Genomic DNA, 16,381 nt, shown 5'->3' on the forward strand with positions numbered 1-16,381 from the left:
ACCGACGAAGAATGAACCCAACCGACTGGTGTCAGTTGTTGCGTTCACTCAACAAGGTGAGGAGCATCAGCGGCGCGTTCGCTCGCCCTGGTCAATGACCCGGCGGCGCCGCGCTCAGTGGTCGGGTTATAGTCCCCGCCGATCTGGATTGTCAACGCCCATTGTCAACAAAACGTCGCACGGCGGGACGTCAGAAAAATTCCCGTGTTTCCAGCTGGTTAGAAGCCCCATGGAACCAATAGACCGAAGCCGCGCCGTAAAAATCTCAAAAAAAAGTTCGCGCCCCAGTGAGCTTCGGAGAGGCTTCGGAGGGGCTCCGGAGGCGGGGCTCGCCGCGCCCCTCCAGGGCGGGCCCGTGCGCCTAACCGTTCAGGAAACTTTTTCCAGATTAGGCGCCGTACTAGAGCCACAATCCCGCGGCGTTCTGATAAGAGACAAGCTTGAATCGCGGGGATGCCAGCGGGGGCTGCCGGCGATTTTCATGGGGTCAGAGGGAGGCGATCTTACGATGATGCGACCTTCTTCGGACATTCGAGAGACATCGAGAGACCTTCACCTGCCTAGCTGTTCGTAATTTCGGCCAGCCCTCCGTCGGGGCTATCTGAGCGCGGACGCCTATGCGGCTTGCCTTTTCCGGCGATCACCCCTTCAAGAGGGCGGCCAGGAAGGGTTTGAAAACGGGCATCTTGGGTCGTTGATTGGGGGACTTGGGTTGAGCCACAGGACGTCACGCGGCGCTTACGGGCGTGAGACCGGGATCATCGATCTCGGCCACGAGCCGCCGCTTTCCGTCGATGGTTCTGAGGCCGCCGTCATCGATCGCCGTCGCGTCTCGGTACAATGGTTCAGCGGGACAATTCTGACCGGACTCTGCGGCGCGGCCCTGATCGGCGGCGCCGTTTTCGCGTCGCTCGACGGCGAGATGACCTTCGCCAAGGTGCCGGAGCGCGTCGAAGGCGCGCTGCGTGGTGCGTTCGGCGCAGCCGATCGCGCCGTCACGCTGCACAAGGCCGACCGGCTGCCGCCGCCGAACGAATCCACCGCCTCGCGCAACATGGTGCGCGTCTCCACCGTGACGCGCGTCGGCAACCGCGACGTGATGCGGGTGCGTCCCTTCGTCCGGATCGCCGGCAATCTGTCGATGACGACGAGCGATCTGTCGGCGAAGGTTCCGCCGTTCAACGCCCAGCGCATGCTGACCGACGTCGGCTCCGATCCGAAGACCGCATCGGACGACCCCAACAATCCGGAAGCCGTCGAACCCGACGCCGAGGTCTCCTTCGTCACCAAGGACCTGTCGCCGGTGCTGCCGAAGGCCAAGATTTCCGCGGTGGTGGCGCTCGACGACATCCTGATGCGGGTGCGCGACGCCGCCAACTGGCGTGGCAATGGCGGGGTGCGCTACGCCTCGCTCGCCAATGCCACCGCCGACGTCTCCGGCGCGACCGGTTCGTCCGACATCAAGATGGCCTACGCCACCGAGGTGTCGCCGTCCGATCCCTATGCCGGCTTCGAGACGCGCGTGGTGCCGGAAAACGTCACGCTGCTGCCGAAGACCAAGGAGCAGATCACCGGCGGTAATCCGAACGGCGAACGCGTCCACATGGTCAGGAAGGGCGACAGCGTCGCTTCCGTCCTGCGCGATCTCGGCGCCACGCCGGAGGAGATCAAGGCGATCGCCGCAACGCTCGGCCCGCGCGGCCGCGACGGCGGCCTGAAGGAAGGCGAGAAGCTTCGCATCCTGATGGCGCCCGCAAGCCCCGGCGCGCGGCTGCAGCCCTACCGCGTCGTCGTCGCCAACGACACCATGGTCGAGGCGATCGCGGCGCTGTCAGATCTCGGCAAATACGTCGCGGTCGACGTGTCCAGCATGAACACCGTCGCCGACGCCGCGGCCAATGCCAACAGCGACGACGATGACGATGACGACGGCTCCGGCGTGCGGCTCTACCAGAGCATCTACGAGACCGCGATGCGCAACAAAGTGCCGATGCCGGTGATCGACGACATGATCAAGATCTACTCCTACGACGTCGATTTCCAGCGCAAGGTGCAGCCGGGCGATTCCTTCGACGTTTTCTACGCCGGCGAGGACGAGGGCGTGACCTCGGCCGAAAAGAACGAGGTGCTGTTCGCCTCGCTGACGGTCGGCGGCGAGACCAAGAAATACTATCGCTTCCAGAGCGCCGACGACGGCGTCGTCGACTACTATGACGAGACCGGCAAGAGCGCGAAGAAGTTCCTGGTGCGCAAGCCCGTCAACAGCGCCATCATGCGCTCCGGCTTCGGCGGCCGCCGCCATCCGATCCTTGGCTATGTGAAGATGCACACCGGCGTCGACTGGGCCACCACCTACGGCACGCCGATCTTCTCCGCCGGCAACGGCGTGATCGAGAAAGCTCAGCTCGAGGGCGGCTACGGCAAATATATCCGCATCAAGCACAACAACGGCTACGAGACCGCCTACGGCCACATGTCGGCTTTCGCCAAGGGCATGGAGCCGGGCAAGAAGGTGCGGCAGGGCCAGGTCATCGGCTTCGTCGGTTCGACCGGCCAGTCGACCGGCCCCCACGTTCACTACGAAATCCTGGTCAACGGCCGCTTCGTCGACCCGATGCGCGTGAAACTGCCGCGCGGCCGTTCGCTGGAAGGTTCGATGCTCGCCGGCTTCGAGAAGGAACGCGATCGGCTCGACGGCATGATGAGCGGCCGCAACGGCGCCATCGCCCGCATGTCGGACGCCACCGGCGGGCCGTTGCAGGTCAGCAACCGGTAATTTCTTCGGAATCTGACCTTTCCTGGCCAGATCCCCTCCCCACCTCCAAGCTTTACGGAACTGATCGGCGGCGTCTCGATTGACCCGCGCGACCCGTCTTAAGCCGTTGAGCCAGAGGAGGACCCGCCATGCCGCACCTCTCACGCGACGACGTCACCAAGGCCGTCAGCGGAGCCGACGACGTCACGATTGCACAGATCATCGGAACCGGCGCGACCGTCGAGGAACTCGCCGAAGCCCAGGCCTGGCTCGCCAATGACGAGCCCTTGATCAACGATCTCCGTCCGCTCGCGCATGGCCGGGTGCGCGAGCTCGTGGACATTCTGTCGGAGCTCGAACAGGACGGGGACGAGGAAGGGCCGGCCTCCCCGGCTCCGTCTCCCCAGTCGGCTAGCCAATAGGCCTGACCAAAACAATTCGCCCCGGAGAGAACGACCTCTCCGGGGCGATCTTGTTGAGCGGCGAGCGCCCGCGATCAGTTCAGCTTGCGCTTCGGCGCCGGCGCCTCGAACGTGGCGATTTCCGCAGTCTGCGGCGCCTTGCCGTTGAACGTCAGCACGTTGCCTGCGGCAGAGATCGCAACCGTATCCCCGTCCCTGACGTCGCCGGCCAGGATCATCTCGGCGAGCGGATCCTGGAGGTGACGCTGGATCACGCGCTTAAGCGGCCTTGCACCGTACGCGGGATCCCAGCCCTTGGCCGCGAGCCAGTCGCGTCCCGCCGCATCGAGCGTGAGCACGATCTTGCGATCGGTCAAAAGCTTCTGCAGCCGTGCGAACTGGATCTCGACGATCCGGCCCATCTCGCTCTTCTGCAAGCGGTGGAACAGGATGATCTCGTCGACGCGGTTCAGGAACTCGGGACGGAAATGCGCCCGCACCGTTCCCATCACCTGCTCGCGCACGGCTGAAGTGTCTTCGCCCTCCGGTTGATTCACCAGAAACTCCGAGCCGAGGTTCGAGGTCATGATGATCAGCGTGTTGCGGAAATCGACGGTACGGCCCTGGCCATCGGTCAGGCGGCCGTCGTCGAGCACTTGCAACAGGACGTTGAAAACATCCGGATGCGCCTTCTCGATCTCGTCGAACAGCACCACCTGGTAAGGACGGCGCCGCACCGCTTCGGTGAGCGCACCACCCTCGTCATAACCGACATAACCCGGAGGCGCGCCGATCAGCCGCGAGACCGAATGCTTCTCCATGAACTCGGACATGTCGAGGCGGACCATCGCGGTCTCGTCGTTGAAGAGGTACTCCGCGAGAGCTTTCGTCAGCTCGGTCTTGCCGACGCCGGTGGGGCCCAAGAACATGAACGAGCCGGTCGGCCGGTTCGGGTCCTGCAGCCCTGCGCGCGAGCGGCGCACGGCGGTCGCAACCGCACGCACCGCCTCGCTCTGGCCGACGACGCGCTGTCCGAGCTGCTCCTCCATCTTGAGAAGCTTCTCTTTCTCGCCTTCCAGCATCTTGTCGACGGGCACGCCGGTCCAGCGCGAAACAACCTGCGCGATGTGATTGGCGGTGACCGCCTCTTCCATCATCTCGCCGGAGCCTTCACGCGCCTCGATGTCCGCGAGCTTCTTCTCGAGCTCCGGGATCCGGCCATAGGCCAGCTCGCCGGCGCGCTGGAATTCGCCGCGACGTTGAGCGTTGGCGAGATCGACACGCAAGGCATCGAGCTCGGACTTCAGCTTCTGGGCGTTGGAGAGCTTGTTCTTCTCCGCGCTCCAGCGCGACGTCAGCGCTGCAGACTTCTCCTCGAGCTCGGCGAGCTCCTTCTCGAGCAGTTCGAGACGGGTCTTGGAGCCGAGATCGCTTTCCTTCTTGAGAGCTTCCTGCTCGATCTTGAGCCGGATGATCTCGCGGTCGAGCGAATCCAGCTCTTCCGGCTTGGAATCGACCTGCATCTTCAGCCGGGCCGCGGCCTCATCCATGAGGTCGATCGCCTTGTCCGGCAGGAAGCGGTCGGTGATGTAGCGGTTGGACAGCGTCGTGGCCGCCACGAGCGCGGAATCGGTGATCCGCACGCCGTGATGCTGCTCGTACTTGTCCTTCAGTCCGCGCAGGATCGAGATGGTGTCCTCGACCGAAGGCTCGCTGACGAAGATCGGCTGGAAGCGCCGCGCCAGTGCCGCATCCTTCTCGACGTGCTTCTGATACTCGTCGAGCGTGGTGGCGCCGATGCAGTGCAGCTCGCCGCGGGCAAGCGCCGGCTTCAGCAGGTTGGAGGCATCCATCGCGCCGTCGCCCTTGCCGGCGCCGATCAGCGTGTGCATCTCGTCGATGAACAGGATGAAGTTGCCGTCGCTCGCGGTGACCTCCTGGAGCACGGCCTTGAGCCGCTCCTCGAATTCACCGCGGTATTTTGCGCCGGCAATCAGCGCACCGAGATCGAGCGAAAGCAGCTTCTTGTCCTTGAGGCTCTCGGGCACGTCGCCATTGACGATGCGCAGCGCGAGGCCCTCGGCGATGGCGGTCTTGCCGACGCCGGGCTCACCGATCAGGACGGGATTGTTCTTGGTCCGGCGCGACAGCACCTGGATCGTGCGGCGGATTTCCTCGTCGCGGCCGATGACCGGGTCGAGCTTGCCGTCGCGCGCAGCCTGGGTGAGGTCGCGGGCATATTTCTTCAGCGCGTCATAGGCGTTCTCGGCGGTCGCCGAGTCAGCCGTCCGGCCCTTGCGCAGCGCCTCGATCGCGGCATTGAGATTCTGCGGGGTGACGCCGCCCTTGGCCAGGATCGCGCCAGCCTCGCTGGTCTTCTCCAGCGTGAGGCCGAGCAGAAGCCGCTCGACGGTGACGAAACTGTCGCCAGCCTTCTCGCCGGCCTTTTCGGCCGCGTCGAAGGTGCGGGCAAGCTCAGGCGCCAGATAGATCTGTCCGGCGCCGCCGCCGGAGACCTTCGGCACCTTATTGAGGGCGTCCTCGGTCGCCTTCAGAATTGCACGGGAATTGCCGCCCGCACGGTCGATCAGACCGGCAGCCAGCCCCTCATTGTCGTCCAGCAGCACCTTCAGGACGTGCAGAGTCGAAAACTGCTGGTGCCCCTCGCGCACAGCAAGCGACTGTGCGGACTGGATGAAGCCCCTGGAGCGTTCGGTATATTTGTCGATATTCATGTCTTTTCTTTCCCTCGGCCTGCCCCTGGAGCCCTCTAAGGCACTCCAAACGGCATCTTCATTGGGTTTCCGCTGGCCGCGTTGACGTTCGTCAACAGGCAGCGGTCATTATCAGCCGGCGCTGGCGCCGACCTGATCCAGATGTGGGAAGCGTGCCCTTAGATCGGAAGAGGCGAGTTCACAATTTCGTGCGCTGATCCGCCTGCTTGGCGGGTCACGGTCGAATCCCTAAAGTAGCGGCATGACAGCCAGCCAGACCGCCGAGATCACCGGCCTCTACCGCTACCCGATCAAGGGCCTGACGCCGGAGCCCCTGCCCCGCGTCCCCTTGCGGACCGGCCAGACCCTGCCCGCCGACCGCCGCTACGCCATCGAGAACGGCCCGAGCGGGTTCGATCCCGAGGCGCCGGCGTGGATGCCCAAGACCCAATTTTTGATGCTGATGCGCAATGAGCGGCTCGCAGCCCTCGACAGCCGGTTCGAGGACGCGACCAATCGCCTGACGATCCGCAAGGACGGCGAGGTCGTTGCCAGCGGCGATCTCGAGACCGCCGCCGGGCGCGCGGCCATCGAGAGCTACTTCACCGAAAACTTTCAGCCCGAGCTGAAGGGCGCGCCCAAACTGCTGTCCGGCCGCGACCACAGCTTTTCCGACGTCGCCCGCAAGGTCGTCTCCATCATCAATCTCGGCAGCGTCCGCGCGATCGAGACCATGCTCGGCGGCGCCGCCGTGCATCCCCTGCGCTTCCGCGCCAATCTCTACGTCCAGGGCTGGCCGGCCTGGTCCGAGCTCGATCTCGTCGGCCAGACGCTCGCGATCGGGCAGGCCCGGCTGAAAGTGGTCAAGCGCATCGTCCGCTGCGCGGCCACCAACGTCGACCCCCAGACCGCCGCGCGCGATCTCGAAATCCCGCCCACGCTCTCACGCAACCTCGGTCACATGGATTGCGGCATCTATGCCGAGGTCATCGCCGACGGCGAGATCGGCGTGGGTGATGCGATCGCAGTAGTAGAACCACAATTGGTGTGACGGCGCACTGGCGCAACGCACTCCGTCATTGCGAGGAGCCAACGGGTCCCGCCTCCGGCGGGCCCGATGATAAACTCCGCGACGAAGCAATCCAGATATCTATCCGTTGAGGCAGTCTGGATTGCTTCGCTCCGCTCGCAATGACGAGGCTAAGCTGCCGTAGGGTGGGGAAGCGACTTGTCCGCCGTAGCTCGAAGAGCGAAGGCGGAAGCGTGCCCACCATTCCGGTTTTCGAAAGTTGACCCACCGTTGGTGGGCACGGCGCGAACGCGCCTTTGCCCACCCTGCGAGTGCGTCACCTCAGTTCGGCATCACATAGGCATAGATCCGGCCGCGCGAGACCGGCGCCTCGCGAACACGATTGCCGCTATTGCCGGAGATCATGATCGGATTCCCTTGCGCGTCCACTCCCGTGATGATGCCGACATGGCCGCCGCGGCGGCCGCGCGACATGACCGCGATGGCGCCGACCTGCGGGCCGGAGACGCGTGTGCCGTACCGCGCGAACGAGCTCGCCATGTCGGATCCCGTGCCCTGATGGCCGGTGTGCTGCAGCACCATGTTCATGAAGCGCGCGCACCACAGACTGCCGCGTCCGGTTGGATTGCCGCCGAGATAGCGTCGCGCCTCGGACACGAGGCTCGATCCGCCGCCGAAGCCGCCGCTCGATGCCATTCCGTTATTGGCCATATCGCCGCTGTTGGCGTTCGGATTGTAGCTGGCCTGGGCGTTGGCGAATTCGCTTGCCTGCAACTGCGCCGCGCTGCGCTCGAAGCGCGAGCTGCGCGCATAGTGCCGGTAATGATGATGTCTGCTGGCGTGGTGCACGTGAGCGTGCCGCTGTGCGCTATGACGATGAGGACGCGCTGAGGCCGGAGACGAGAACGCGGCGATCGCCGCGAAGAAGAGCGCCAGCGCGACAACACAACGCGACAGGCGAGACGCAAACAACTCAAACATACTTCATCCTTCGTTAACACCCCCACTTCCAATCGGCCCGTGCACTGGCCGACATCCGTCGGGCCGTTAAGCCGCCCGATGTGGCGAGAAAAAGACGCCGCGCTCCGGGAATTGCTGCGATGAATTTGTGTCGGTGCTGGTCTGATGCTGCCGCATTGCGGACAACAGCGTTAACTGCAATCCTCTCACTACGGCTTGAAGAGAGGGAAATGGTTAATGCCCCACGCCACAACCAGGGACGACGTCCGCATCTATTTCGAAGAAGCGGGTCAAGGAACGCCGATTATTTTTCTGCACGAGTTCGCGGCCGACTACACCAATTGGGAGCCGCAGATGCGCTATTTTTCGCGCGGGCATCGTTGCATCACCTATTCCGCGCGCGGCTACACGCCATCGGACGTGCCTGATGGCGAGGTCTACACCTACGCGCACTTCTACACCGACGCGCTCGCCGTGCTCGATCACCTCAAGATCGATCGCGCGCATCTCGTCGGCTTGTCGATGGGTGCCTACTCGTCGCTCCAGATCGGATTGAACGCGCCGCAGCGCGCGTTGTCGATGACGCTGGCCGGCGTCGGCTCCGGCTCGGAGATCGAGAATCTCGACAATTGGCGCAAGCAGTGCCGTGCCAATGCGGAGCAATTCGAGACGCTCGGCTCGATCGAGGTCGCAAAAGTCACGCGCGAGGCACCGAGCCGGATTCCCTTCCTGGTGAAGGACCCGCGCGGACACGCCGATTTCTACGCCGCGCTGGCGCGGCACGACGCCAAGGGGTCGGCGAATACGATGCGCGGCTTCCAGGGCGGCCGCCCCTCGATCTACACGATGACGGATGTGATCAGGGCTGTCGCAACGCCGGCGCTGATCATCTGCGGCGACGAGGATGATCCGTGCGTCGGCCCGAGCCTGTTCCTGAAGAAGCATCTGCCCGCGGCGGGCCTCGCGATGTTTCCGAAGTCAGGCCACGTGCTCAATCTCGAAGAGCCCGCGCTGTTCAACGAAACGGTGGAGCGGTTCGTGACGCTGGTGGAAGCGGGACGATGGACGGTGCGCGATCCGCGATCGTTGGCGGGACATTAGCCGTCATTCCGGGATGCGCCGAAGGCGCAGGCCCGGAATCCATTGCACGGCAAACGCTGTAGCACGATGGATTCTCTGATGCGCAATTGCGCATCATAGCTCGCGCTTCGCGCGCCCCGGAATGACGAACGAGCTACTTCCCCTGCCCGCGGCTGAGCAAAAACACACCCTGCTCGCCAAACATATTCCAGACCCACCACGGCAGCCGCAGGCGCAGCGGACGACCATAGAGGTCCAGCGCCTCGGCGCGCTCCATCTTGACGTGGATGGCGTCGCAGAGCTCGACGAAATCCTTGATGGTGCAGAAATGGATGTTGGCGGTGTCGTACCAGGTCGCCGGCAAATTCTCGGTGCGCGGCATGTGCCCGCCGATCAGGAGCTGGAGCCGCATCTTCCAGAAGCCGAAATTCGGGAACGAGACGATGGCGCGGTGACCGATACGCAGCAGGTTCTCCAGCACCACCTTCGGCTGCCGCGTCGCCTGCAGCGTCTGCGACAGGATCACGTAGTCGAAGGCATCGTCCGGATAATTGACGAGGTCGGTGTCAGCATCGCCCTGCACCACCGCGAGGCCCTTGGCGACGCAGCGATTGACGCCCTCGCGCGACAGCTCGATGCCACGGCCGTCGATGCCGCGGGTCTCCAGGAGCTGGAGCAGATCGCCCTCGCCGCAGCCGACGTCGAGCACTCTCGAGCCCGGCTTGACCATCTCGGCGACAAGCAAATGGTCGGCGCGGAAATGGCCGGCCTGCTCCGTCGCAAGGCCGCCCAGCGGCAGCACTTCCTGTACAGACATCGCTAGCCGTCCTTGCCGGTGAGCCCGCGCGCCTTGCCCGCCGATTGCAGGAAGGCGCGCGAGATGTCGAAGAATTCGGGCACGTCGAGCAGGAAGGCGTCATGGCCGCGATCGGTCTCGATCTCGGCGAACGACACCCGCGCGCTCGACGCATTCAGCGCATGCACCAGCGCGCGCGATTCCGAGGTCGGGAACAGCCAGTCGCTGGTGAAGGAGACCACGCAGAAGCGGGTCTGGATTCCAGCGAACGCCTTGGCCAGCGCGCCGCCATGGTCGGCGGCGATGTCGAAGTAGTCCATCGCACGGGTCAGATAGAGATAGGAGTTGGCATCGAACCGCTCGACGAAGGACGAGCCCTGGTAGCGCAGATAGCTCTCGACCTGGAAGTCGGCGTCGAACGAGAAGGTCGGCAGCTCGCGGTCCTGCATGCGCCGGCCGAATTTTCGATGCAGCGCGGCGTCAGAGAGATAGGTGATGTGTGCCGCCATCCGCGCCACCGCGAGGCCGCGATGCGGATGGATGCCGTGATCGGCATAGCCGCCATTGCGCCAGTCGGGATCGGCCATCACGGCCTGGCGGCCGAGCTCGTGAAAGGCGATGTTCTGCGCCGAGTGCCGCGTCGCGCAGGCGATCGCCAGCGCGGAGAAGACGCGCTTGGGATAGGCGGCGGTCCATTGCAGCACCTGCATGCCGCCCATCGAGCCTCCGACCACGGCGAACAGCGTATCGATGCCGAGCCGGTCGATCAGCATCGCCTGCGCGCGCACCATGTCCGGGATGGTGATGACGGGGAAATCCAGGCCCCACACCTTGCCGGTTGCTGGATTGATCGAGGCCGGCCCGGTCGAGCCCATGCAGCCGCCGATGACGTTGGCGCAGATGATGAAGTAGTGTTGAGGATCAAGCGGCCGGCCGGGACCGACGAGGGTCTCCCACCAACCGGACTTGCCGGTGACCGGATGCACGTTTGCAACGTGCTGGTCGCCGGTCAGCGCATGGCAGATCAGTACGGCGTTGGAGCGCGCGGCGTTGAGCTCGCCATAGGTCTGGTATGCGATCTGGAACGGGGTGAGATCGACGCCGCAATCGAGCCGCAGCGGCTGGTCGGCGCCGAAATGCGCGACCTCGGAGCTCGGATGATCGACCTCATGCGACCGATCGTCGGCACTGATCGCGGGACTGGGAATCGCTTTGACGCCAACCATCTGACCATCGACCTCGTTTGCGATCAGACTCTCGACCGCATTGACATCAGGCCATGAAAAACCCGGCCTGAACGATAGGTTCGGCCGGGATCGGATGCGTCCCCGGCCTGTTTAGCGAGTTTTTTTAACGTGGCTGCAAGCCGGCCGGCTCAAATGACCACGGGACAGGCAAAACCTACTGGCTTGGGCAATTTTCGTCAAGTCGCGGTCCGAATTAACCAAATTCGTCCCTGTCACATCAGCAGAAAAGACTGTCATTTCTCTTTGCTTTCGCCGCCCATCCTGCCTAATCAAGACGTTAACCGCAGCGGATCCGGCTTTACCAATCGACTTGGCCGCCCCGCATTGGAACGCCTCTCAACGGCCCTTGTCAGATATGTCCCAACGTCCGCCCGCGCCACCATCGCTCCAGGAATTGCGCAAGGAGATCGACGCGATCGACGAGGGCATGCACCGCCTGCTGATGCAGCGCGGCGACATCATCGACCGCCTGATCCAGGTGAAGCAGACCCAGGAGGTCGGCTCGGCGTTCCGCCCGGCACGCGAGGCCGCCATGATGCGTGACCTCGTGCAGCGTCATCGCGGCATCCTGCCGCTCGACACGGTCGAGAGCATCTGGCGCGTCATCATCTCGACCTTCACCTACGTCCAGGCCCCGTTCTCCGTGCATGCCGACATCTCAGTGAGCGAGCCGGCCATGCGCGATTCCGCGCGTTTCCATTTCGGCTTCACGGTGCCCTACGTCGCGCATTTCAGCGCGCAGGCGGCGGTCGAGGCGGTGGCGAAATCCAAGGGCGATCTGGCGCTGGTCTCGGCAACCTCGAGCCGTACGCCGTGGTGGCTGTCACTGGAAGCGACGGGTGCACCGAAGATCATCGCGCGGCTGCCCTTCGTCGAGCGCGCCGACCATCCGGCGGCGATGCCCGTGTTCGCGGTCTCGCGCGTCGCCGACAGCGCCCTGGTGACGGAGGTCGAGACCTTCAGCGTGCGCGTGTCGGGGTGGAACGCCGAGGTCGCGCGCACCCTGTCGCCGCTCGCCGAGATCGTGGCGGTGCCCGATACCGCCTTCGATGGCGCGGCGCTGCTGGTCTCGGTCACGAGCGCGACCAGCATCGACAAAATCAAGGCTGCCCTGATCGAAGCGGGGGCCTCGGTGCGCTCCACGGCCCTCGTCGGCAGCCACGCAACGCGCTATACGGTGCCCCCGACCGGGTCGAAATCGTAAGTCACGAGCAGCCCAGCCTATCCGGAGTTGAAGATGTCCCGCCCCGTGCCGAATCCCGGCATTCTCGATATTGCGCCCTACACGCCCGGCAAGAGTCCGGTTCCGGAGCCGGGCCGCAAGGTGTTCAAGCTCTCGGCCAACGAGACGCCGTTCGGGCCCTCGCCCAAGGCGATCGAGGCCTTCAAGAACGTGGCGACGCATCTGGAAGATTATCCGGAAGGGACCTCGCGCGTGCTGCGTGAAGCGATCGGCCGTTCTTTCGGGCTCGATCCCAGGCGCATCATCTGCGGCGCCGGCTCGGACGAGATCCTCAATCTGCTCGCCCACACCTATCTCAGCCATGGCGACGAGGCGATCTCGACCACGCACGGCTTCCTGGTCTACCCGATCGCGACCATGGCGGTCGGCGCCAAGAACGTCGTCGCGGCGGAGACGAACCTGACCTGCGATGTCGACGCCATCCTCAAGGCTGTGACGCCGCGCACAAAACTGGTCTGGCTCGCCAATCCCAACAATCCGACCGGCACCTATGTGCCGTTCGACGAGGTCAAGCGCCTGCGCGCCGGCCTGCCGTCGCACGTGCTGCTGGTGCTCGATGCCGCCTATTCCGACTACGTCTCGCGCAACGACTACGAGATGGGGATCGAGCTGGTCGCCACCACCGAGAACACGGTGGTGACGCACACCTTCTCCAAGATCCACGGCCTGGCGGCACTGCGCATCGGCTGGATGTTCGGCCCCGAGCACATCATCGACGCCGTCAACCGCATCCGCGGTCCCTTCAACGTATCGACGCCGGCGATGTACGCCGCCGTCGCCGCGATCGAGGACACCGCGCACCTGGCGATGTCGAAGCAGTTCACCGAGACCTGGCGCAACTGGCTGACCGAGGAGATCGGCAAGCTCGGACTGAAGGTGACGCCGAGCGTCGCCAATTTCGTGCTGATCCACTTCCCGACCGAGAGGGGCAAGACCTCGGACGAGGCCGATGCCTACCTCACCAAGCGTGGCCTCGTGCTGCGCGCGCTGAAGAACTACGGCCTGCCGCATTCGCTGCGCATGACCATCGGCACCGAGGAGGCCAACCGCCTCGTCGTCGACGGCCTGCGCGACTTCATGGCCGGCAAATGAGCGTCACACCGCACTTCCAGCGCGTCGCGCTGATCGGCTTCGGCCTGATCGGCGGCTCGATCGCACGCGCTGCGAAGCTCCAGGGCCTGGCCGGCGAGATCGTGACCACCGCACGCTCGGAGAAGACGCGCGCGCGGGTGCTCGAGCTCGGCATCGTCGACCAGGTCGTGGCGACCAATGCGGAAGCCGTGAAGGACGCCGATCTCGTCATCCTCTGCATTCCGGTCGGCGCCTGCGGGCCGGTGGCGCAGGAGATCGCGCCGCATCTGAAGCCCGGCGCCATCGTGTCCGACGTCGGCTCGGTCAAGGGCGCGATCGTCAGGGACATGGCGCCGCATCTGCCGAAGAACATCCATTTCGTGCCGGCGCATCCGGTCGCGGGCACGGAGCATTCGGGGCCTGACTCCGGCTTCGCCGAGCTCTTCATCAACCGCTGGTGCATCCTCACCCCGCCTGAAGGCACCGACGCATCCGCCGTCGCGCACTTGCGCGCCTTCTGGGCGGCGATGGGCGCCAAGGTCGAGGTCATGACGCCGGATCATCATGATCTCGTGCTCGCGATCACCAGCCACCTGCCGCATCTGATCGCCTACACCATTGTCGGCACTGCCGACGAGCTGGCGCAGGTGACGGAATCCGAAGTGATCAAGTTCTCGGCCGGCGGCTTCCGCGACTTCACCCGCATCGCCGCGTCCGACCCGACGATGTGGCGCGACGTGTTCCTCGCCAACAAGGAAGCCGTGCTGGAGATGCTCGGCACCTTCACCGAAGATCTCGCAAAGCTCACCCGCGCGATCCGTCGTGGCGACGGCGAGGCACTGTTCGACCATTTCACCCGCACCCGCGCCATCCGCCGCGGCATCGTCGAGATCGGCCAGGATTCAGCCGCGCCGGACTTCGGCCGGCCGCACGAGGCGCTGAAGAAGCCGTAGGCCGCCTCTTCTTCCTCGTCATTGCGAGCGAAGCGTAGCAATCCAGGCTCTCTCCGAGGAAACAGTCTGGATTGTCTCGCTTCGCTCCTCGCAATGACGCGGGCAATCAGTACAGCGGCGGGATCTGGCCGACCTTGATCGGGCCGAGCATCACGGCGCCGTCGGCGAACTTCAGCGGAAAGCTGCGCGCCTTCTTGCCCTCGAGCGTGCTCTCGGTGCCGATCGAGTTGATGCCGGCGGCAACGCCGGCATTGGCGTTCTGCTTGATGACCTTGCCGAGGCCGGGAACGGCGCGGTCGAGCGCGCCGAACAGATTGTTGAGATCCTGCGACTTCACGCCGGGCGCGACGCGATCGAGCGTCGCCTGCGGCACGCCCTCCTCCAGCATCTTCTCGATGCCGAGCGCCGGGATCACCCGCTCGAGGCCCGTCACCGTCATCTGCAATTCGCCGTCTAGTCGGCCATTGGCCGAGAGTCCGAGCGTGCCGGCAGCGACCGCGATCATCTCGCCCTGCTGAATCCGCGACTGCACGATCTCGATATGACCGCCGGCGGCCTGGAGCTCGCGGAAGCGCTGCGGCCAGGGCTTTGGCGTGAGGTCGGAGAGGCCGGTGATCTTCGCGCGCGTGTCCGCCTCGAACGGCTCGGCCAGCAGCGGATGAACGCCCTGGATGCTGCCTTGCGCGACGTGGAGCACGGTCTCGATGATCGGATGGTCGGAGGGCGATCCGTCCGCAAGGCGCCCGTGCAGCTCGACCTGCTTGGCGCGCGCGAGCGGCACCTGCACGCTGCCGTCGAGACGGTTGATGCCGGGATCGTCGAACACGATGGAGGCGCGTTCCGGCACGGCTGGCAGGCCGACCACGCTGCTGCGGCCCTTGCTCCAGTTCACCACGAAGGTGTTTTGCGTGACGCCGTCGATCAGCGTCGCGGGCGCGGAGAATTCGGCGATGACGAGCTTGGGGTCATAGACCTGGGCGACGACCAGGATGTTGTCCAGCTTGGCCGTGAACGGCGTCTTGCTCGCGTTCTGCGACACCAGGGCAACGCTGGCGCCGGTACACTGGACCTCGAAGCGGAACGGGAAGCCGGCGATCGAGCGCTTGGCGCAATCATAGATGCGGCCGGATTTGGCCTCCTGCGCGCGCCAGGCGTCGGCGGCGACCTCGGCCTGCGAGGCGGCATAGAACCAGAAGCCGCTCCACGCAGCTGCGAGGATCAGGAGGAGAACGGGTGCAATGAAAAGGCCCCAACGGGAGCGCCGGCCTGCGGTAACGGTCATATCGGACATGCGGCGACCCTTTGATCCCAGATTTTGGCAAATGTAAGCGAGGCCGGCCTGCGACGAAAGGCGGAGAATTCGCTTCGCTTGGGCGCACGGTTCTGGTAGCCGTGCCCGACATGTCGGAAATCAACCTCCCCTCCGTCACCACTGCCAAGGGCGACCTCTGGGTGTTCGGCTACGGCTCGCTGATGTGGCGGCCGGGCTTCGAATTCGAGGAACGCGTTCCGGCGCGGCTGGTCGGCGAACATCGCGCGCTCTGCGTCTATTCCTTCGTGCATCGCGGCACGCCGGAGAAGCCGGGCCTGGTGCTCGGGCTCGACCGCGGCGGCGCCTGCCGTGGCATCGCCTTCCGCGTCGCCGAGAAGAGCCGCGCTGATGTGGTCACCTATTTGCGGGAGCGCGAGCAGGTGACGTCGGTCTATCGCGAGGTCATGCGCTCGGTGTGGCTGGAGAACGACGCGCGGCAGCGCGTCTCCGCGCTCGCCTATGTCGTCGACCGCGGCCATGCGCAGTATGCCGGCCGGCTTTCGCTCACTGATCAGCACCGCCATGTCATCCAGGGCCACGGCCAGTCCGGCGCCAACCGCGATTACGTGACGGCGACGGTGAAGGCGATCGAGGCCGAAGGCTTTCGCGATGCGCAGCTGCATCAGCTCGCGACGATGCTGCATGGTGATGCGCATTCCCTGCACGCGCCGGCCCCGGCAGAAGATCGAGAGAACCGCTAAAGCGCGATGAGATTGCGATGAACCGTCATCGCGCTTTAGATTATTGTTTGAGCATGATCTTTTCGGAAAACCGCTTCACACTTTTCCGGATCATGCTCTAGCTCTCCGACGGAGCATA

General features: G+C 64.8%; 13 protein-coding genes and 1 riboswitch. Of the genes, 8 read left to right on the top strand and 5 right to left on the bottom strand.

The features are described from left to right. Nucleotides 1-712: 712 nt before the first annotated feature. Together AC630_RS37245 and AC630_RS37250 are read left to right on the top strand one after the other, a co-directional pair. Nucleotides 713-2,776: a M23 family metallopeptidase gene (locus tag AC630_RS37245; RefSeq protein WP_074123360.1), complete on the top strand. Its 2,064-nt coding sequence runs from the start codon at nucleotides 713-715 to the stop codon at nucleotides 2,774-2,776. A 128-nt stretch (nucleotides 2,777-2,904) separates the two neighbouring features. Continuing rightward, entirely contained in the window at nucleotides 2,905-3,177 is a 273-nt protein-coding gene (locus AC630_RS37250; RefSeq protein WP_074123361.1) for a hypothetical protein, read from the top strand. A 74-nt stretch (nucleotides 3,178-3,251) separates the two neighbouring features. Here the strand turns inward: AC630_RS37250 and clpB are convergent, their stop codons facing one another. Then, entirely contained in the window at nucleotides 3,252-5,891 is a 2,640-nt protein-coding gene (gene clpB, locus AC630_RS37255; RefSeq protein WP_074123362.1) for an ATP-dependent chaperone ClpB, read from the bottom strand. A 241-nt stretch (nucleotides 5,892-6,132) separates the two neighbouring features. On the opposite strand from clpB, the gene AC630_RS37260 reads away from it, so the two are divergent. After that, nucleotides 6,133-6,921, top strand: coding sequence for an MOSC domain-containing protein (locus AC630_RS37260; protein ID WP_074123363.1), 789 nt, complete (start codon nucleotides 6,133-6,135; stop codon nucleotides 6,919-6,921). Nucleotides 6,922-7,221: 300 nt separating this feature from the next. Here AC630_RS37260 and AC630_RS37265 read toward each other — a convergent pair whose 3' ends face one another. After that, the gene (locus tag AC630_RS37265; protein WP_074123364.1) at nucleotides 7,222-7,881 is read right to left on the bottom strand and encodes a TIGR02594 family protein; all 660 of its coding nucleotides are present in this window, start codon (nucleotides 7,879-7,881) and stop codon (nucleotides 7,222-7,224) included. 216 nt (nucleotides 7,882-8,097) lie between these two features. Here AC630_RS37265 and AC630_RS37270 point away from each other — a divergent pair, with 216 nt between their 5' ends. Further along, nucleotides 8,098-8,961: an alpha/beta fold hydrolase gene (locus AC630_RS37270; RefSeq protein ID WP_074123365.1), complete on the top strand. Its 864-nt coding sequence runs from the start codon at nucleotides 8,098-8,100 to the stop codon at nucleotides 8,959-8,961. Between the two features lie 133 nt (nucleotides 8,962-9,094). Here AC630_RS37270 and metW read toward each other — a convergent pair whose 3' ends face one another. Together metW and metX are read right to left on the bottom strand one after the other, a co-directional pair. Beyond that, complete coding sequence (metW, locus tag AC630_RS37275; protein WP_074123366.1) at nucleotides 9,095-9,757, bottom strand: methionine biosynthesis protein MetW; 663 nt, start codon at nucleotides 9,755-9,757, stop codon at nucleotides 9,095-9,097. Between the two features lie 2 nt (nucleotides 9,758-9,759). Beyond that, nucleotides 9,760-10,962 carry a homoserine O-acetyltransferase MetX gene (metX, locus tag AC630_RS37280; protein WP_074123370.1) on the bottom strand — a complete coding sequence of 401 codons (1,203 nt, stop codon included), beginning with the start codon at nucleotides 10,960-10,962 and terminating at the stop codon, nucleotides 9,760-9,762. Nucleotides 10,963-11,052: 90 nt separating this feature from the next. After that, a riboswitch (SAM riboswitch) is annotated at nucleotides 11,053-11,133 on the bottom strand. Between the two features lie 205 nt (nucleotides 11,134-11,338). Here metX and AC630_RS37285 point away from each other — a divergent pair. Genes AC630_RS37285 through AC630_RS37295 form a run of 3 tightly spaced genes read left to right on the top strand, consistent with a single transcriptional unit; the run spans nucleotide 11,339 to nucleotide 14,250 of the window. After that, nucleotides 11,339-12,187, top strand: a complete 849-nt coding sequence (locus tag AC630_RS37285) for a chorismate mutase (protein WP_074123367.1) — start codon at nucleotides 11,339-11,341, stop codon at nucleotides 12,185-12,187. A 33-nt stretch (nucleotides 12,188-12,220) separates the two neighbouring features. Then, nucleotides 12,221-13,318 carry a histidinol-phosphate transaminase gene (hisC, locus tag AC630_RS37290; RefSeq protein ID WP_074123371.1) on the top strand — a complete coding sequence of 366 codons (1,098 nt, stop codon included), beginning with the start codon at nucleotides 12,221-12,223 and terminating at the stop codon, nucleotides 13,316-13,318. After that, entirely contained in the window at nucleotides 13,315-14,250 is a 936-nt protein-coding gene (locus tag AC630_RS37295; RefSeq protein ID WP_074123368.1) for a prephenate/arogenate dehydrogenase family protein, read from the top strand. Before hisC ends, AC630_RS37295 begins: the two co-directional genes overlap by 4 nt. Before the next feature lie 106 nt (nucleotides 14,251-14,356). Here the strand turns inward: AC630_RS37295 and AC630_RS37300 are convergent, their stop codons facing one another. Then, nucleotides 14,357-15,541: a DUF2125 domain-containing protein gene (locus AC630_RS37300; RefSeq protein WP_074123369.1), complete on the bottom strand. Its 1,185-nt coding sequence runs from the start codon at nucleotides 15,539-15,541 to the stop codon at nucleotides 14,357-14,359. 110 nt (nucleotides 15,542-15,651) lie between these two features. Between AC630_RS37300 and AC630_RS37305 the strand changes: the two genes are divergently transcribed. Beyond that, nucleotides 15,652-16,263, top strand: a complete 612-nt coding sequence (locus AC630_RS37305) for a gamma-glutamylcyclotransferase (RefSeq protein ID WP_074123372.1) — start codon at nucleotides 15,652-15,654, stop codon at nucleotides 16,261-16,263. Nucleotides 16,264-16,381 lie beyond the last annotated feature (118 nt).

It is taken from the genome of Bradyrhizobium sp. AS23.2, assembly GCF_001908185.1.
GTDB lineage: Bacteria > Pseudomonadota > Alphaproteobacteria > Rhizobiales > Xanthobacteraceae > Bradyrhizobium.